This window comes from Chitinophaga sp. Ak27 (assembly GCF_012726295.1).
In the GTDB taxonomy this organism is placed as follows: Bacteria; Bacteroidota; Bacteroidia; order Chitinophagales; family Chitinophagaceae; genus Chitinophaga.
The window spans coordinates 322307-337585 of the sequence record NZ_JABAOB010000007.1 but is presented as its reverse complement, the minus strand read 5'-3'; the positions used below and the strand labels follow the sequence as shown (position 1 = coordinate 337585).

General features: G+C 47.0%; 14 protein-coding genes and 1 pseudogene. 4 read left to right on the top strand and 11 right to left on the bottom strand.

What is annotated here, in order from left to right:
- Positions 1 to 10: 10 nt before the first annotated feature.
- Both HGH90_RS23550 and HGH90_RS23545 read left to right on the top strand, forming a co-directional pair.
- Complete coding sequence (locus tag HGH90_RS23550; protein ID WP_168765870.1) at positions 11 to 844, top strand: sulfite exporter TauE/SafE family protein; 834 nt, start codon at positions 11 to 13, stop codon at positions 842 to 844.
- Between the two features lie 9 nt (positions 845 to 853).
- Positions 854 to 1249 carry a DUF1634 domain-containing protein gene (locus tag HGH90_RS23545; protein ID WP_169192018.1) on the top strand — a complete coding sequence of 132 codons (396 nt, stop codon included), beginning with the start codon at positions 854 to 856 and terminating at the stop codon, positions 1247 to 1249.
- 2 nt (positions 1250 to 1251) lie between these two features.
- On the opposite strand, the gene HGH90_RS23540 is transcribed toward HGH90_RS23545, so the two are convergent.
- Together HGH90_RS23540 and HGH90_RS23535 are read right to left on the bottom strand one after the other, a co-directional pair.
- Positions 1252 to 1644, bottom strand: coding sequence for an acyl-CoA thioesterase (locus HGH90_RS23540; protein ID WP_145672358.1), 393 nt, complete (start codon positions 1642 to 1644; stop codon positions 1252 to 1254).
- Positions 1645 to 1686: 42 nt separating this feature from the next.
- On the bottom strand, positions 1687 to 1809 hold the full coding sequence (locus HGH90_RS23535; protein WP_169192052.1) for an amidohydrolase family protein: 123 nt from the start codon (positions 1807 to 1809) through the stop codon (positions 1687 to 1689).
- A gap of 71 nt (positions 1810 to 1880) precedes the next feature.
- On the opposite strand from HGH90_RS23535, the pseudogene HGH90_RS32305 reads away from it, so the two are divergent.
- Positions 1881 to 1967: pseudogene (locus HGH90_RS32305) on the top strand (hypothetical protein); the annotation flags it as partial.
- A gap of 81 nt (positions 1968 to 2048) precedes the next feature.
- Here HGH90_RS32305 and HGH90_RS23525 read toward each other — a convergent pair.
- Positions 2049 to 2837 carry a TerC family protein gene (locus HGH90_RS23525; protein ID WP_168765875.1) on the bottom strand — a complete coding sequence of 263 codons (789 nt, stop codon included), beginning with the start codon at positions 2835 to 2837 and terminating at the stop codon, positions 2049 to 2051.
- 68 nt (positions 2838 to 2905) lie between these two features.
- Entirely contained in the window at positions 2906 to 3751 is an 846-nt protein-coding gene (locus HGH90_RS23520; RefSeq protein WP_168765876.1) for an AraC family transcriptional regulator, read from the bottom strand.
- A 103-nt stretch (positions 3752 to 3854) separates the two neighbouring features.
- On the opposite strand from HGH90_RS23520, the gene HGH90_RS23515 reads away from it, so the two are divergent.
- Positions 3855 to 4919 carry an SDR family oxidoreductase gene (locus HGH90_RS23515; RefSeq protein ID WP_169192017.1) on the top strand — a complete coding sequence of 355 codons (1065 nt, stop codon included), beginning with the start codon at positions 3855 to 3857 and terminating at the stop codon, positions 4917 to 4919.
- 60 nt (positions 4920 to 4979) lie between these two features.
- Here HGH90_RS23515 and HGH90_RS23510 read toward each other — a convergent pair whose 3' ends face one another.
- The 7 genes from HGH90_RS23510 to acsA all read right to left on the bottom strand — a co-directional run bounded on the left by HGH90_RS23510 (position 4980) and on the right by acsA (position 14830).
- Positions 4980 to 6503 carry a sulfatase gene (locus HGH90_RS23510; RefSeq protein ID WP_211172672.1) on the bottom strand — a complete coding sequence of 508 codons (1524 nt, stop codon included), beginning with the start codon at positions 6501 to 6503 and terminating at the stop codon, positions 4980 to 4982.
- Between the two features lie 557 nt (positions 6504 to 7060).
- Positions 7061 to 9745: a formate dehydrogenase subunit alpha gene (gene fdhF / locus HGH90_RS23505; RefSeq protein WP_169192016.1), complete on the bottom strand. Its 2685-nt coding sequence runs from the start codon at positions 9743 to 9745 to the stop codon at positions 7061 to 7063.
- The gene (locus tag HGH90_RS23500; protein WP_169192015.1) at positions 9742 to 9987 is read right to left on the bottom strand and encodes an acyl carrier protein; all 246 of its coding nucleotides are present in this window, start codon (positions 9985 to 9987) and stop codon (positions 9742 to 9744) included. The genes fdhF and HGH90_RS23500 overlap by 4 nt, the downstream gene beginning before the upstream one ends.
- Positions 9984 to 11117: a dihydrolipoamide acetyltransferase family protein gene (locus HGH90_RS23495; protein WP_169192014.1), complete on the bottom strand. Its 1134-nt coding sequence runs from the start codon at positions 11115 to 11117 to the stop codon at positions 9984 to 9986. Before HGH90_RS23495 ends, HGH90_RS23500 begins: the two co-directional genes overlap by 4 nt.
- Complete coding sequence (locus HGH90_RS23490; protein ID WP_169192013.1) at positions 11110 to 12087, bottom strand: alpha-ketoacid dehydrogenase subunit beta; 978 nt, start codon at positions 12085 to 12087, stop codon at positions 11110 to 11112. The genes HGH90_RS23495 and HGH90_RS23490 overlap by 8 nt, the downstream gene beginning before the upstream one ends.
- A gap of 3 nt (positions 12088 to 12090) precedes the next feature.
- Complete coding sequence (pdhA, locus tag HGH90_RS23485; protein WP_168765882.1) at positions 12091 to 13083, bottom strand: pyruvate dehydrogenase (acetyl-transferring) E1 component subunit alpha; 993 nt, start codon at positions 13081 to 13083, stop codon at positions 12091 to 12093.
- Positions 13084 to 13087: 4 nt separating this feature from the next.
- Positions 13088 to 14830 (bottom strand): acetate--CoA ligase, encoded by a 1743-nt coding sequence (gene acsA, locus HGH90_RS23480; protein ID WP_169192012.1) that lies wholly within the window; start codon positions 14828 to 14830, stop codon positions 13088 to 13090.
- Positions 14831 to 15279: the final 449 nt, after the last annotated feature.

Here is a 15279-nt window from a genome sequence, read left to right as displayed (position 1 = left end):
TTTTTGTAAGATGAATATCCTGATTTTTAGCCTTATCCTCCTGGGAGGCGCCTACCTGGCCGGGTTATTGGGCTCTTTAACCGGCCTGGGGGGAGGCGTGGTCGTCATTCCTTTGCTAACCCTGGTATTTCATGTAGATATCCGTTACGCTATCGGTGCCGCCTTGCTGGCCTCCATCGCTAACTCTTCAGGGGCAGCTACAGCCTATATCAAAGAAGGTATTACCAACGTGCGACTGGGCATGTTCCTGGAAATAGCTACCACGGCAGGCGCCGTAGGAGGCGCACTCATTGCCGTTTTCACACCGGTTAACACCATCGCTATCCTCTTCGGCGTAGTGCTCATCTTTTCCGCTTTAATGACCATCCGGAAAAAAAGTGAGCATGCAGAACAGACCGGCAGTAAACTGTCTTACCTGTTAAAACTCAATGGCAGCTACCCTACTCCTGCAGGAGAAGTCAGCTATAAACTAAAAAATGTGGGAGGAGGATTTTCTATTATGCTGCTGGCCGGCGTTCTATCAGGACTATTGGGAATCGGTTCCGGCGCCTTAAAAGTATTGGCCATGGATGGCGCTATGCGTATTCCCTTTAAGGTAAGCACTACCACCAGCAACTTCATGATTGGCGTTACAGCTGCTGCCAGCGCTGTGGTATACCTGCAAAGAGGATATATAGATCCGGGTATTGCGTTTCCTGTAGTACTGGGCGTACTGGGAGGGGCTTTTACTGGCGCCCGTTTACTCACCATCATGAATCCTAAAACATTGCGAATCATTTTCTGTATCGCTATTTCCTTTGTGGCCCTGGAGATGATTTACAACGGATTACATTATCAGTTTTAACCAACATATATGAAACTAGGCAGGAAATTATTGGGAGATCGCGATATAGAACTTTTTATCGGGCAGGTGTTGCGGGTAGGTGTCGTTACCGCCAGCAGCATTGCCTTATTAGGAGGCATTGCCTACCTCGCCCAACAGGGAGCTGCCAGTGTACCAGATTACTCACAATTTACCGGCGAAGGCGCCGGGTATACTTCCTTCCGCGGCATTTTCCGGGGAGTAGCCATTGGTAATGCTACCGAAATTATACAGCTGGGCGTACTGGTACTACTGGCTACGCCTATACTCCGCATCTTTTTTTCACTGGCAGCTTTTGCTGTGGAAAGAGATCGGTTGTATGTGGTGATTACCACCATCGTATTGGGCATTATCCTGGTCAGTATGTTCGGTGGCCTGAAAATATAAACCTATTCTTCCCGCAACCGTTCATCAGTATAAGTGATCTCCGTTTTGCCGTGCGGCACCGGGCGCCCCTGCTCATCTACGCTTACAAATACCATCTTATCTATCGTTAGGATCGTTTTCTGCGTAATCTTATTCCTTACCTGGCAGGTGAGCGTGAGAGAAGTCCTCCCAAAATGCGTGGCTTTAATACCCAGTTCTACGATATCGCCCTGGCGGGCAGAGTTAATAAAATTGATTTCAGACATGTACTTGGTTACACAACGATTGGTGCCCAGTTGGATAATGGAGTAAATGGCAGCTTCTTCATCTATCCAACGCAACAAACTTCCGCCAAACAAGGTTCCGTGTGCATTCAGGTCTTCCGGCTTTACCCATTTCCGTGTGTAAAAATTCATGACAATGATTTTATGCGCTAAAATGGCAAAGCTATTTCTTTCTTATAAATGATGCACTACTTTTCCTGCTACCATCGTCATTTGTATTTTGATATCCTCGTCAAATATGAGGATATCAGCATCCTTCCCTTTTGCCAGTGAGCCTTTGCTGTTGGCTACGCCCATGATACGGGCAAGCGTGAGGCTCAGCGACTGTAAAGCAGTGGGGGTAATACTGGCGTTAAAGAAAAAATATTGTGATAGGAAAAGACGTCGGAGTAATCGGTTTTACAAACGATCCGGTGTCCGCTATTATCTCCCCCACCCTAAGTACCATTGCTGAGCCAGCCCTGGAAATAGGCAGGAAAAGTTGCCAGCTGCTGCAACACATCAAAAAGAAAAATTTTATGCCGGAAGAAATTATCCTACTTTTTCGTTTCCGGCATCTCTGGTTGATGGAGCTTTACCGGCTTTTCAGATTTTGCTCTCATGCGCAGGTTGAGGGCCTCTATAAATACGGAGAAAGCCATCGCAAAATAAATATATCCCTTCGGGATGTGCTGGTCAAAGCTTTCAGCGATCAGCGATACACCAATCAACAACAGGAACGACAGGGCCAGCATTTTCACGGTAGGGTGCTGGTTTACAAAACGGCTGATCGTTTCCGATGCCAGCATCATCACCGCCACGGCTATTACTACCGCAGCAATCATAATTTCTACATGGTCGGCCATACCTACGGCAGTAATTACCGAATCGAGTGAGAACACAATGTCCAGCAACAATATCTGGACGATCACCTGCCCGAATTTCAGGGCTTTTGCATTAGGGTTGCCATGCTCTCCACCTTCCAGTTTTTCGTGGATCTCAGCGGTACTTTTATAAATCAGGAAAAGTCCTCCTATCAGCAGGATCAGGTCTCTGCCGGAAAGTGCCGTTTTTTCCAGCCATTCAGGATTCTGCATGCCTATCCACGTACCCGGGTTAAACAACGGCTGCGTGAGCGACATAATCCAGCTGATTGACAGGAGCAGCAATACCCGCACAAACATGGCCAGACCAAGCCCCAGTCGCCGGGCCCTCTTTTGCTGGCTCTCCGGTAATTTTCCGGATAAAATAGAAATAAATACAATGTTGTCGATACCCAGTACAATTTCCAGCACAGTGAGTGTGAGAAGGCTTATCAATGCATCCACGGTAAGCAGCTGTTCCATAATTCGCAGTTATATAGGTTGTGTGTGGGGCTAAGATAGCGCCTTTTTCAACAGCACGGAAATTGCACTTATTCAGATACCGGCGCGTGTAATTGTTCGCGGTAGGCGGAAGGGCTCATCGTATGATATCTCCGGAAAAATTTATTCAGGTGGCTCTGGTCGTTAAATCCCAGCTCATGACTGATTTCCTTCAATGACAACGAACTGTAGTGTAACCGGTTTTCCAGTTGCCGTAATCTATATTGATTCACATAGTCGCGCAACGTGCTCCCTGTTTGCTCTTTGAAAAAAGCACCCAGGTAATGTTTGGAATACCCGAAAATATGCGCCAGCTGCTCTACCTGCACTTCGGCTACATCGTAAATATGCTCATGGATATAATTCAGGATAGCTGTTACACGGGCGCCCGGATGCGGCCCCGCAGACGCTATGCCCGCAAACGTCCATTTCTTGATCATCGCAAACAATGCCTGTAACAGGAAAAAAATGGTTTCACTGTTCTCCTGTTTTTCCACTTTCCACTCCCCGTTAATCAATTCCATCAGGACAGCCATCCGGCCGGTAACATCCGTAAACGCCCTTTGCTGACGGGCCTGTAACAACAGCTTATCCAGTTCCCGGTTCCAGTGCTGCTGTAATTGCAGGTTGCCGGTTCCATGCAGGTATACATTGGTAAACTTAACAAAAGTAAAAGTAGTCGCAGTAGCAATGCGGAAATAGTGTGCATCGCAGGGTGCCAGCAAAAACAGGCAAGGCCCGGTGTAGGGATAGCTCATATCTCCAATATGATGCGTACCACTACCCCGGTGGATAAAAATAAGTTCAAAATGGTTATGATTATGCACCGGATGCTGCCATTCCTCGCTGGTAAAATGCGATACCTTCAGGTATTCGTGCTGTATATATCTCTTCATGGCTGAAAATATACCAATTTACCCTGCTTTGATACAAGGCTGGTCAACCGTTTCCGGTAGATCTTTGTGAGGTGAAAAATTACTGGTAAAAATACAACATAATATGGAACAGTATCATCAACAGAAAGTAGCATTGGTAGCGGGTGCACAGGGCGTTATAGGTCGTAACCTGATTCAACACCTGCTGGAGCAGGGCACCTGGGATATCATTGGGCTGTCCCGCAGAGGGGGCAACGATACCGATCATGTAACACATATCGCAGTAGACCTGCTGAACGAGGAAGACAGCCGGCAAAAGCTCGGGCAATTGACTACGGTCACGCATATATTTTATGCCGCTTACCAGGACAGCAACAGCTGGTCAGGACTGGTAGCACCTAATCTAACCATGTTGCGCAACGTTGTAGAAGCGGTAACCCCGGTAGCCCAACAGCTGCAACACATTAGCCTGATGCAGGGATATAAGGTGTATGGCGCACACCTGGGGGCCTTTAAAACGCCCGCCGTAGAAACAGATGCCGGCACTTTTATGCCGCCGGAATTCAACATGGAACAACAACATTACCTGGAACAACAGCAACAAGGTCAGTCCTGGACCTGGTCGGCCATGCGCCCTTCTGTAGTAGGCGGCTTTGCCCTGGGCAACCCCATGAACCTCGCCATGGTGATCGCTGTATATGCGGCCATTTCCAAAGAGCTGGGACTTCCACTGCGCTTTCCCGGCAAACCGGGCGCCTATGATAAACTGATGGAAATGACAGATGCCCGCCTGCTGGCCAAAGCTACCGCATGGGCCGCCAATAGCCCCGCCGGTGCTAACCAGGCATTTAATATCAATAACGGCGACCTGTTTCGCTGGTCGGATTTATGGCTCCGTATCGCCCGCTATTTCGATATGGAAGTAGCTGCACCATTACCTATGCAGCTGGAAGTAGTAATGCCCGATAAAGAAGCCTTGTGGAATACCATGATGAAAAAGTACGGGTTGAAATATACCTATGCCGAGGTATCATCCTGGAAATTCGGCGACTTCGTCTTCTCCTGGGACTACGACTTCTTTGCAGATGGCTCCAAAGCCCGCCGTGCAGGGTTTCATGAGTTCGTGGAAACGCCGGCTATGTTTATGGAAATTTTTGACAATTTCAGAGAAAGGAAAGTGATTCCATGATTAGAAAAAGGTACTGGTTTTATAAATCCAGTACCTTTTCATAACAATATATCTGCCTTCCTACTTCTTTTCCACTATCTCCATCGCCTCCGTATCTTCATACTTCGCTATCTGCGCCTGCAATTCCTTCATCAGCGCAACAGTAGTTTTTTCCATCCCTTTCTGTCCATACAGGTTGTGCATTTCATGCGGGTCCTTCTGCAAATCATACAGCTCCCATTTATCTGCTACCTGGTAAAAACGAATCAGTTTGTATCGGGACGTACGGATACCAAAATGAGGGATAACCGAGTGTTCTCCACTTTCATAATAGTGATAATACATGGTTTTACGCCAGTTGGCCGGCTTATGCAGCAGTACCGGCAACAATGATTGCCCCTGTATAGCCGCTGGTATAGTTACCCCTGCGGCATCCAGGCAGGTAGGCGCGATGTCCAGGTTCATCACAAAATCATTGACTTGCGTACCGGGTTTTACTTTTCCCGGATAACGTATAACCATTGGCGTACGAAACGACTCTTCATACATAAATCGTTTATCGAACCAGCCATGTTCTCCCATATAAAATCCCTGGTCAGACAAATAAATGACCAGCGTATTTTCTGTGAGATGATGTGCATCCAGGTAATCCAATACACGGCCAATATTGCGGTCCAGCGAGGCCGCAGTGCTGAGGTAGTCGCGCATATAGCGTTGATATTTCCATTCGGTGAGCGCATTGCCACTCAGGTGTTGCGCATCGAATTCCTGTTCAATAGGTTTATAGTAAGCGTCAAACTTCGCGCGCTGCGCCATATTCATGCGGCCAACGTTATCTTTTCCAAAGCCGGTGTCGGGGTGCATTTTAAGATCATACCCTAATCGCATGGTATGCGCGATGTTCATGTCCTGGTGTGCAGCAGCATACCGGTTATCATAAGTATCATAGAAATTGGAAGGTAAAGGGAAGGTGCGATTGTCGTACATGCCCAGATCGCAGGTATCTGGCATCCAGGTGCGGTGAGTAGCTTTATGCCCGATAACCAGGCAAAACGGCTTGCTGGTATCGCGGCCTGACAACCATTGCTCCGCTTCATCGGTCACCAGGTTGGTAACATATCCTTCCTTCCGTTCCTTCTTACCATCCATCGTAAGAAAATCGGGATTATAGTACATCCCCTGACCAGGTAGCAGCTTCCAGTAGTCAAATCCCTGAGGGGTACTTTCCAGGTGCCATTTACCTATCCAGGCAGTTTGGTAACCGGCGGCCTGTAAACGTTTTACAAATACATCCTGGTTACTGTCGAAACGAGAGAGATTGTCTTTAAAACCATTCTTATGACTGTATTTTCCTGTCAGGATAACGGCCCGGCTGGGCCCACAAATGGAATTGGTCACATAAGCCCGGTTAAAGATGGCTCCTTCGCGGGCAATGCGGTCGATAGCAGGCGTTTGTACAAGTTTGCTGCCATAGGCGCTGATGGTTTGAAACGCATGGTCATCTGAGACAATGATGACAATATTTGTCTTCGTCGGTTGCTGGGCCAACGTGCTGTTTCCCATGAGCAGAAGGGCCACGACAAGAAAACGGAATGGCAATTTCATGTTACACTGTTTCATTGGTTCAACTGTTCTGAGGTGAGCGTCACCACTTGTAAATTAATGGTAGTATAGCTGATTGAAAGCTGCGTAATAGTACGCAACGAAGATAATTGATTCATGAGAGATTTTATATACCTGTTACCCAACCACAACTTATGGAGAAAAACAACAAATGAGGCCCTAAAAAGGACATGTACCGGCATGTCCTTTGGGGATAAAGGATCCCATATTAATTTTAAAATCAGGTATGACATACCTGCGCTGCATACTCGTGGAGGGAATTACCGACGATGAGACAATAGGCTGGAAATCCTCCGGGAAACTTTGGAAGAGCCATTAAGAAAAAACCTGATCAATGCAGGCCAGTAGCCAGCTGAAATTTTTCAAAAGGTAAAAGCAGGTGAAAATGATTTTGGCTTCAATGCCAAAACGGAAAAATTTGCATTTTATTACAATAGCGTGTATGATCGTCAAAAAACCGGGAAAGAAAGAAACTACGGTGATAGCCGCAGCACCGGGTTTATTACAATAAACCAGGAAATAGATCCGGTTAGCCAGTGCTATCCTGCGGTTCGTTCTGTGGCCTTTTCAATCCGAACGGCTGTAATCTTGTATTCAGGCGTTTGCACGTAGTGATCTCTGAGGGGGTTGGTTATTTTGTTGATAAAAGTCCGGTTGTTATTAAAAGTGCTAAACGCCTCTCCTTTTCTTACTGTATCATCTATTAATACAGGCAAGAATGTCTCACCATATTTACTGATGATCCTGGCATCGTCTCTATCTTTCAATCCGATCCTTCTGGCGTCAGCAGGATTCAGGTGAAGTAGGTCTGAATGGCAAATGTCCTTATTGGCTGTTCTATACGTCATAGTACCCGCATTAAAATGATAAAGTTCCCTGCCCGTAACCAGGATAAACGGATATTCGACAGAGACCTGTTCAGGAGTGGGCATGAAATCAACGACGGACAATTGGGCTTTGCCTCCTTCGCGGGGAAAATTTTCTGTATGGAGTATAGATGTTCCCGGATGATCAGTAGCCGGGCAAGGCCATTGTAAGCCGCTATTTTCCAACCGCTCGTAAGTGATGCCATGTACTGCGCTCCACACCTCTCTTATTTCGTTCCATATATCCTGCGCAGTTGAGTAATTGAATAGTTCTTTCCTCCCCATAGCAACGGCCATGTTACAAACAATCTCCCAATCTGCTTTAACGTTGGGCAGTGCAGGAATTGCCTTTCTAATCTTTTGTATCCTTCTTTCAGCATTCATGAAGGTTCCTTCTTTCTCAAATGAAGACGAGCAGGGGAGGAATACATCAGCAAACCGCCGGGAGGTTTCATTCATAAACATGTCCTGGACCACAACAAAATCAAGCTGCTCAAACGCCCGTATAGTATATTTTGCATCGGGCATGGTAAATAATACATCATAACCGGTAATCCACATGGCCTTTAAATAGCCTGCCGATGCCGTATCCAGCATCTCAGGAAGATTTAAGCCCTTGCTGCTGGGCAGTGAAGTTTTCCATAACGCTTCAAACCTTTGCCTTTCCTTTTTCACGGAGGCCATGCCGGTATATACAGATGGGTCACAACCCATTACTGCGGCCCCCTGAACATTGTTTTGGCCCCGTAAAGGATTAATGCCTGTTCCTTCTTTCCCAATATTTCCAGTAAGCAATGCAAGGTTTACAAGTGCTATCACATTGTCGGTTCCCTGTGTATGCTCTGTTAATCCTAGCCCATGAAAACAAATTGCAGGCGTCTGAGTTGCATATAAACGGGCCGCTTCCCGGATAAGCCGGGGATGTATGCCGCAAATTTTGGCAGCACGCTCCGGTGTCCACCCCCCGATAAATGTTTTAAAAGTGTTCCATCCTTCTGTCCGGCTTTCAATATAGGCTGTATCCTGTAAATTTTCGGTTATAATAACACATGCAATTGCATTTAATAAGGGGATATTGGTGCCTGGCTTTACAGGCAGATAACAGGTAGCATAGGATGCCAGTTCAGTCCTTCGCGGATCAATTACTATCAGGTTAGCGCCTTTAAGCACAGCCTGTTTTATCCTGGCGCCTATGACCGGGTGACTGCCAGTAGCATTAGCCCCTGCTACCAGGATGGTGCTTGCTTTTTCAATATCATCAAAAGAATTGGTGGAAGCGCCAGTTCCCAAGGCTATACTCATGGCTTTAGCAGTTGGCTGGTGGCATACCCTGGCACAGTTATCAACATTGTTGGTTCCGATAACAGCCCTGGCAAATTTTTGCACCAGGTAATTGTCTTCATTGGTAGCCCTTGCCGAGCCCACCATGCCTATGCTGTTAGGCCCATACTCCTTAATAATAGATGTTAGTCTTTGCGCACAATAATTGATGGCCTCATCCCAGGATACTGTCTCCCATTGTTCCTGTCTGCGTATCATGGGTTGTGTTACGCGGTCGGGCGCATACACATATTCCCATGCGTAACGGCCTTTCACACAAAGATGTCCCTTATTGACCGGGGCATTTTTTGCAGGATGCACGGCAACAATTTTCTGCTCTTTAACCCCCACCGCTATTTCGCAGCCTACGCCGCAATAAGCGCATACTGATCTCGTTGTATGTTCTGGCATCCCCAATATTATCGCCTGTTTATCTTCAATAGCTCCTGTAGGACAGGTATCAGCACAGGCCCCACAACTTATACAGGAACTTTGACCAAAGAGATCTTTTGAATCGGAAATTATTTTCACCTCATCACCCCGGTTGATGATATGCCACACAAACTGGCCCTGCAATTCATCACATATTTTTACGCACCTGAAACAATTAATGCAGCGTGTCATATCCACCTGGATATAAGGATGAGAAGCATCAAGAAAGGTGTAAGGCCTGTTCTCTATCTCTCCTGTTATTCCATAATGCTGGAGCCACCAGTGAAATTCCTTTTGAGGATATTTTAATACCATTGCCTGGGGATAGTCTTTCGCCAGCATGCGTAAAACACCTTCCCGGTAATTTTCAATTTCTCCGGAATGAGTCGTTACTTCCATCTTACTGGTTAAAAGCGTGCGGCAGGAAGGTTGTAAGCGATCAATACCTTTTATTTTCACCAGGCATAAACGACAAACTGACGAAGGATGCAGCCGTTCATCATAACAAAGAGCAGGCACTTCAATGCCATTACTTTCCAACAAGTTCAATATGGTCTGGCCTTCATGAAAAGCATATTTTTTATTATTGATCACAACCTGGTTCATACAAGTTTCTCCTTTATGTAATTGATCAGGCTCCTCAGTGTAATAATCTTTCCATAATCCTCTTCAGGTATCTCTATCCCATAATTTTCATTCAATGCCACTACAAACTGTAATGCATCAAAGGAATCAATTTCCAGCGTATGCCGTATATCGTCATCAGGCTGTAAAGTTTCGGGCGCTGTATCAGGCGCAATTTTTTTTAAGAGTTGAAAAACGGTCTGCTTGATTGCCTGTTCGGTCATAACATATCTGGTTTTTGAAGGTGTTCATTAAATGCCACCAGGAAGCGGCTGCCGGTTGCCCCATCAGTAGCGCGATGGTCGGCAGCGAGGGTAACGGTAAGTATGGGCCGCACGCCCAGCATGCCCTGTTCGGCCCATGGTTGTTCTATTATGCTGCCAAAACCCACCAATGCTACCTGCGGCGGATAGATAACACCGTATACCGTTTCAACATTTCCTTCACCCAGGCTTGTTATGGTAATGGTTGAATCGCTTAATTCAGAACTTCTCAGTTTCATGGCCCTTGCCCGGGGAATCATGTCATTTAAGGATGCCATGAGCTCATCCAATGTTTTCTTATCAGCCAAGTGAATAGCAGGGATCATAACGCCTCCGGTCCGCAATGAAATAGCAAATCCTATATTAATAACGTCCTTTCGCTGCAATCCGTTGTCCCAATAAGCATTAAGGTCAGGCACATCAGCCAGTGCTTTGGCAACTGCTTTCACCAACAATACTACCGGTAACAGCCGCTGTTTTACAGTCCGCTTTTTATTCGCTTCCGACAGCCAGGCCAGAGGCAGGGTCATATCTACTTTTGTTTCGAGATAATAATGCGGAATTTCCCGGTTAGATTTGCTCATGGCCGCTGCTACTGCCATCCGGATACCTTCTGCCGCCATCGTCGGTTGTTCTTCCTTTACCGGTTCTTTCTGTGCGGCGGCAGCTTTCTCCACATCCTCTTTTGTAATGGCACCTCCTTCCCCGGTACCTTTAATGTCCGCCAGATCAACTCCTTTTTCAGCTGCTACCCGTCTGGCCAATGGCGAGGCTTTAACGGTGGTGGTTAAAGAAACCGGTATTATCTTTTCTGCTGTTTTTACTTCCGGTTGTTCCGGCTTTACCACTGCCTCCTTTGTTGATGCGATCAGCGCCATTAATGTGCCTACCGGCACCTTTTCCTCTTCCTTAACCACCAATTGATCTATTGTCCCTTCATCAAATACTTCAATATCAATAAGTCCCTTTTGTGTTTCCACCACAGCAATAATGTCTCCCCGCTTCACAGTATCCCCAGGCTTTACAAGCCATTCGCGCAATGTACCGGCTTCCATATCAGCCCCCAGGCTAGGCATACAAAATTCAATCATGCTGCAGCATTTTCTTTACTTTTTTAATGATATCTTCTATTTGCGGCAAGGAAGCATCTTCCAGGTGTTTGGGATAAGGCATCGGCACTTCTATTCCGCATAACCTTTGTACCCCCGCATCCAGCTCATAAAAAACATTTTCCATAATACGTGCACTTACTTCAGCCGCAATATTTACAGAGCCCCAGGCCTCTTCCACCACCAATACCCGGTGTGTTTTCCTTACCGAATCAAGAATGGAAATATTGTCCAGTGGACGTAATACCCGCAGGTCAATCACTTCAGCATCTATACCTGCTGCAGTCAGTTCTTTCGCAGCATCCAATGCTTTATATACGCCCGCACCATACGTAATGATGGAAATATCTTTTCCTTCTTTCCGTACACAGGCCCGGTCTATATTAACTGCACCCGCATCGGCCGGCAGGTCAGCTTCCAGGTTCAGCATCGCCGTGTATTCGAAGATGATCACCGGGTCGGGGCATTGCAATGCCGTATGCAGCATGCCGCGCGCATCCTCATGAGTGCCTGCAGACAAAACTATCAAACCGGGAATATGTGCATATAACGGTTCCCAGCTATGGGAATGCTGCGCCGCCAACTGGCGTCCCGTACCACAACTCATTCGTATTACTACTGGCACATTCAACTGACCACCAGACATGTGCAGCAGGGTGGCAGCATTGTTTACCAGCTGGTCCATGGCCAGCAAGCTGAAGTTGACTGTCATTACTTCCACTACGGGCCGCATACCTCCCAATGCAGCGCCAATACCAGCACCAACAAACCCGGATTCAGACAGTGGAACATCCATGATCCGCCCGGGGCCAAATTCCTGCAACAACCCTTTACTCACGGCAAATGCGCCGCCATAACGGCCTACATCCTCCCCCATCAGGAATACCCGTTCATCATTCTGTAATGCCTCGCGGATAGCCTGCTTTAATGCTTCCCGGTAAGTGATTTTCATATGCTATTTACTATAAACAAATTTTGTTAACTCCTCCACAGGCTCCAATGTGCCGGATTCGGCAAAATCAACGGCCTGTTGTATCTCCGTTTCCACTTTTAGTTCCAATTGTTTGATGTCTGCCGCTGTTACCAGTTGCCATTCCAATAACTGCTGCATTAGTGCCGGAATGGGGTCCTTTTTTTTCCATGCTTCCACTTCGCTTTTATCCCGGTAGAGTTCTGCATCAAACATGGAATGGGCGCGGAAGCGGTAAGTATTGCATACCAGGAAGAATGGTTTGCCGGTTGTCCGGATTTTTGCTGTCGCTAAACGGGCGGCTTGCTCTACCGCCAGAACATCCATTCCATTCACCTTCATTGATTCAATGCCATAGCCCGCTCCTTTTTTCTCCAGGTCCTGCATGGCATGGGTGTAGCGGATCGCCGTTCCCATGGCATACAGATTGTTTTCGCACACCATCAGCAAAGGCACTTCCCATAAAGCTGCCAGGTTCATGGATTCATGAAATTCACCTTCTGCTGCAGCTCCGTCACCAAAAAAACAACAGGTGATATTATCCATCTTTTGCTTCTTGGAAGCCAACGCCATCCCCACAGCCATTGGAAGGTGACCCGCAACAATTGCGTTGCCCCCATAAAATCTTTTACCGGCGTCAAATAAGTGCATAGAGCCACCACGGCCACGGCTGCAGCCCTGCAGTTTACCAAACATCTCGGCCAAAATTACTCCGGCAGTTATCCCGCGGGACAGGGCATGCCCGTGTTCCCGATAGGTAGATAAAACATTGTCCATAGTTCTTAAGGCCTGCGTGACCCCTACTGCCACAGCTTCCTCGCCCACATATAAATGCAGGAAGCCGCGGATCTTTGCTTTGGTATATAATTCTGCTGATTTCTCTTCAAACCGCCGGATGCGCATCATTTGGTAAAGAAGATCCATTCCGTGCTCACGATCGGTTATAGTTGTTGTTTGCATGCCACTGGTCTCTTCCATATCTTTAAAATTGTTCAAGCGTGGATGTATCACCTTCAGGCAATCCCAACTCCCTTGCCTTCAGCAGCCGCCTCAATATCTTCCCACTCCTTGTTTTCGGCAATTCAGAGACAAAGGCAATTTCTTTCGGCGCCACTGCTGCCCCCAGCTTTTTGCGGGCATAAGCAATGATATCCTGTTGTACGTTTTCATTACCCGTAAATCCCTGTTTCAATACTATAAATGCTTTTACCATTTCCCCGATCACCGGGTCGGGCTTACCGATAACCGCCGCTTCAGCCACTGTTGTATGTTCCATCAATATGCTTTCTACTTCAAAAGGCCCTACCATATGCCCCGATGTTTTGATGATATCATCCGCGCGTCCCACAAACCAGTAATATCCGTCGGCATCTCTTTTGGCCAGGTCGCCCGTGATATACCATTCACCCCGGAAACATTTTTGATACCGCTCGTCTTCATGCAGGTAAGCGCAAAACATGGAAGGCCAGCCTTTCTTCAATACCAGGTGTCCCTGTGTACCAGGCGCTGTAAGGATATTAATGTCCTTGTCGGTGATCTCAGCTATGGCAGCTTCAATACCCGGCAAAGGTTTGCCCATAGAACCCGGTTTTACGAGCAGGGAAGGATAGTTGGCTATCATAATACCCCCCGTCTCTGTTTGCCACCAATTGTCGAGCACAGGAAGGCCCAGTTTTTCTTCACCCCACAATACGGCTTCTGCATGCAATGGCTCGCCTACACTACCTACCAACCTCAGGAATTGCAACTTGTATTCTTCACGGGGACGGATATTCATTCGCATTAAACGCCTGATTGCAGTAGGCGCTGTATACCATATATTTACCTTTTGCTCTTCCAGAATAGAAAACCACCGGGCAGCATCAAAATCTTCTTCATCAACAACATTGGTAATGCCATTTACCAGGGGCGCAATAATTCCGTAGGACGTGCCTGTTACCCAACCGGGATCGGCCGTGCACCAGAAAATATCGCCCGGTTGAAAATCAAGCACATATTTTCCCGTTACATAATGAGTAAGTACAGCATGGTGTACGTGCAGCGCCCCCTTCGGCATCCCGGTAGTGCCGCTGGTAAAGTGCAGCAGGGCAGGATCGCCGGGATTAGTAGCCGGAATTAAAAATTCATCGGAAGCTGCCTGCATTAATCCTTGTAGCGACAACACTTTATTGTTCCCAACTACCTCTTCATCGGTTAATAAAATGAATTGAAGCAATGGCAGCCTGTCGAGCAGGGGCGCGACCTTTTTCTCAAACAAAGCCCTGGTAGTCACCAATACTTTGGCATCCCCCCTGCTTAGACGTTGGAAAACAGGCTCAGGGCCGAAGGCTGAGAATAAAGGACAAAAAACCGCGGTGACCTTGAAAGTACCTAAAGCTGCTATGTATAATTCAGGAATACGGCCCGTGAGCGCAAAAACCTTTTCGCCTTTTTTAATACCCAGGTTCACCAGTACATTGGCAAAACGGGCAGAAAGACGCTGTAAATCAGTATAGGTGAAATCACGGGTAGAACGGTCTTTCCGAATGCAACGCAGAGCCAGTGTGTTGGCCAGCTTCCCCGCCGCATGCCTGTCTACCGCTTCATAAGCGATATTCAACCCTTTGTTACCTGGCAAACCGGTTAGATATTGCTCTTCCTTTTGCCAGGAGAACGAGTGGTAGCTGGATTCATAATCCGGTAAATTGTGAACCGGATGGGAAGTAATTACTATTTCTTCCGGCATTATTATTCAATTATAAACCGAAAGTTATCAGTAATATCCACCAAAAAAAATGACTGCCGTCATTCCTCCACCTGATATTTGTGCCCAACTGGTATTTATGAGGCCTATCATGCATCCGCCTAACAAGCATCATCGTAGTCAGGAAGAAGAGTTGGTAGAAAAAATAATGAACTTCATATTTGTTGCTCAGTGACCAGATCAAGTTTTCTGTCAATTTTTGAGTTAATCCGGGCGGCATAGGGATGGGTATTTACCCACGCTTTATACTTGCCGGCCCACTGCGCATTGGCTCCCCCGGGAGTCAGGATGTGGAAATATTTAAAGGTTTTGTAAATGGTGATGCGGATGTAAACAGGGAATGGCCGCCTGTTCCCGGCTTATTGCGCCAGTTGTACTTGATGCTGTAGACTGGGCCGTGCATAAATGTTAAGAAATGAGAAAAAGGGAGG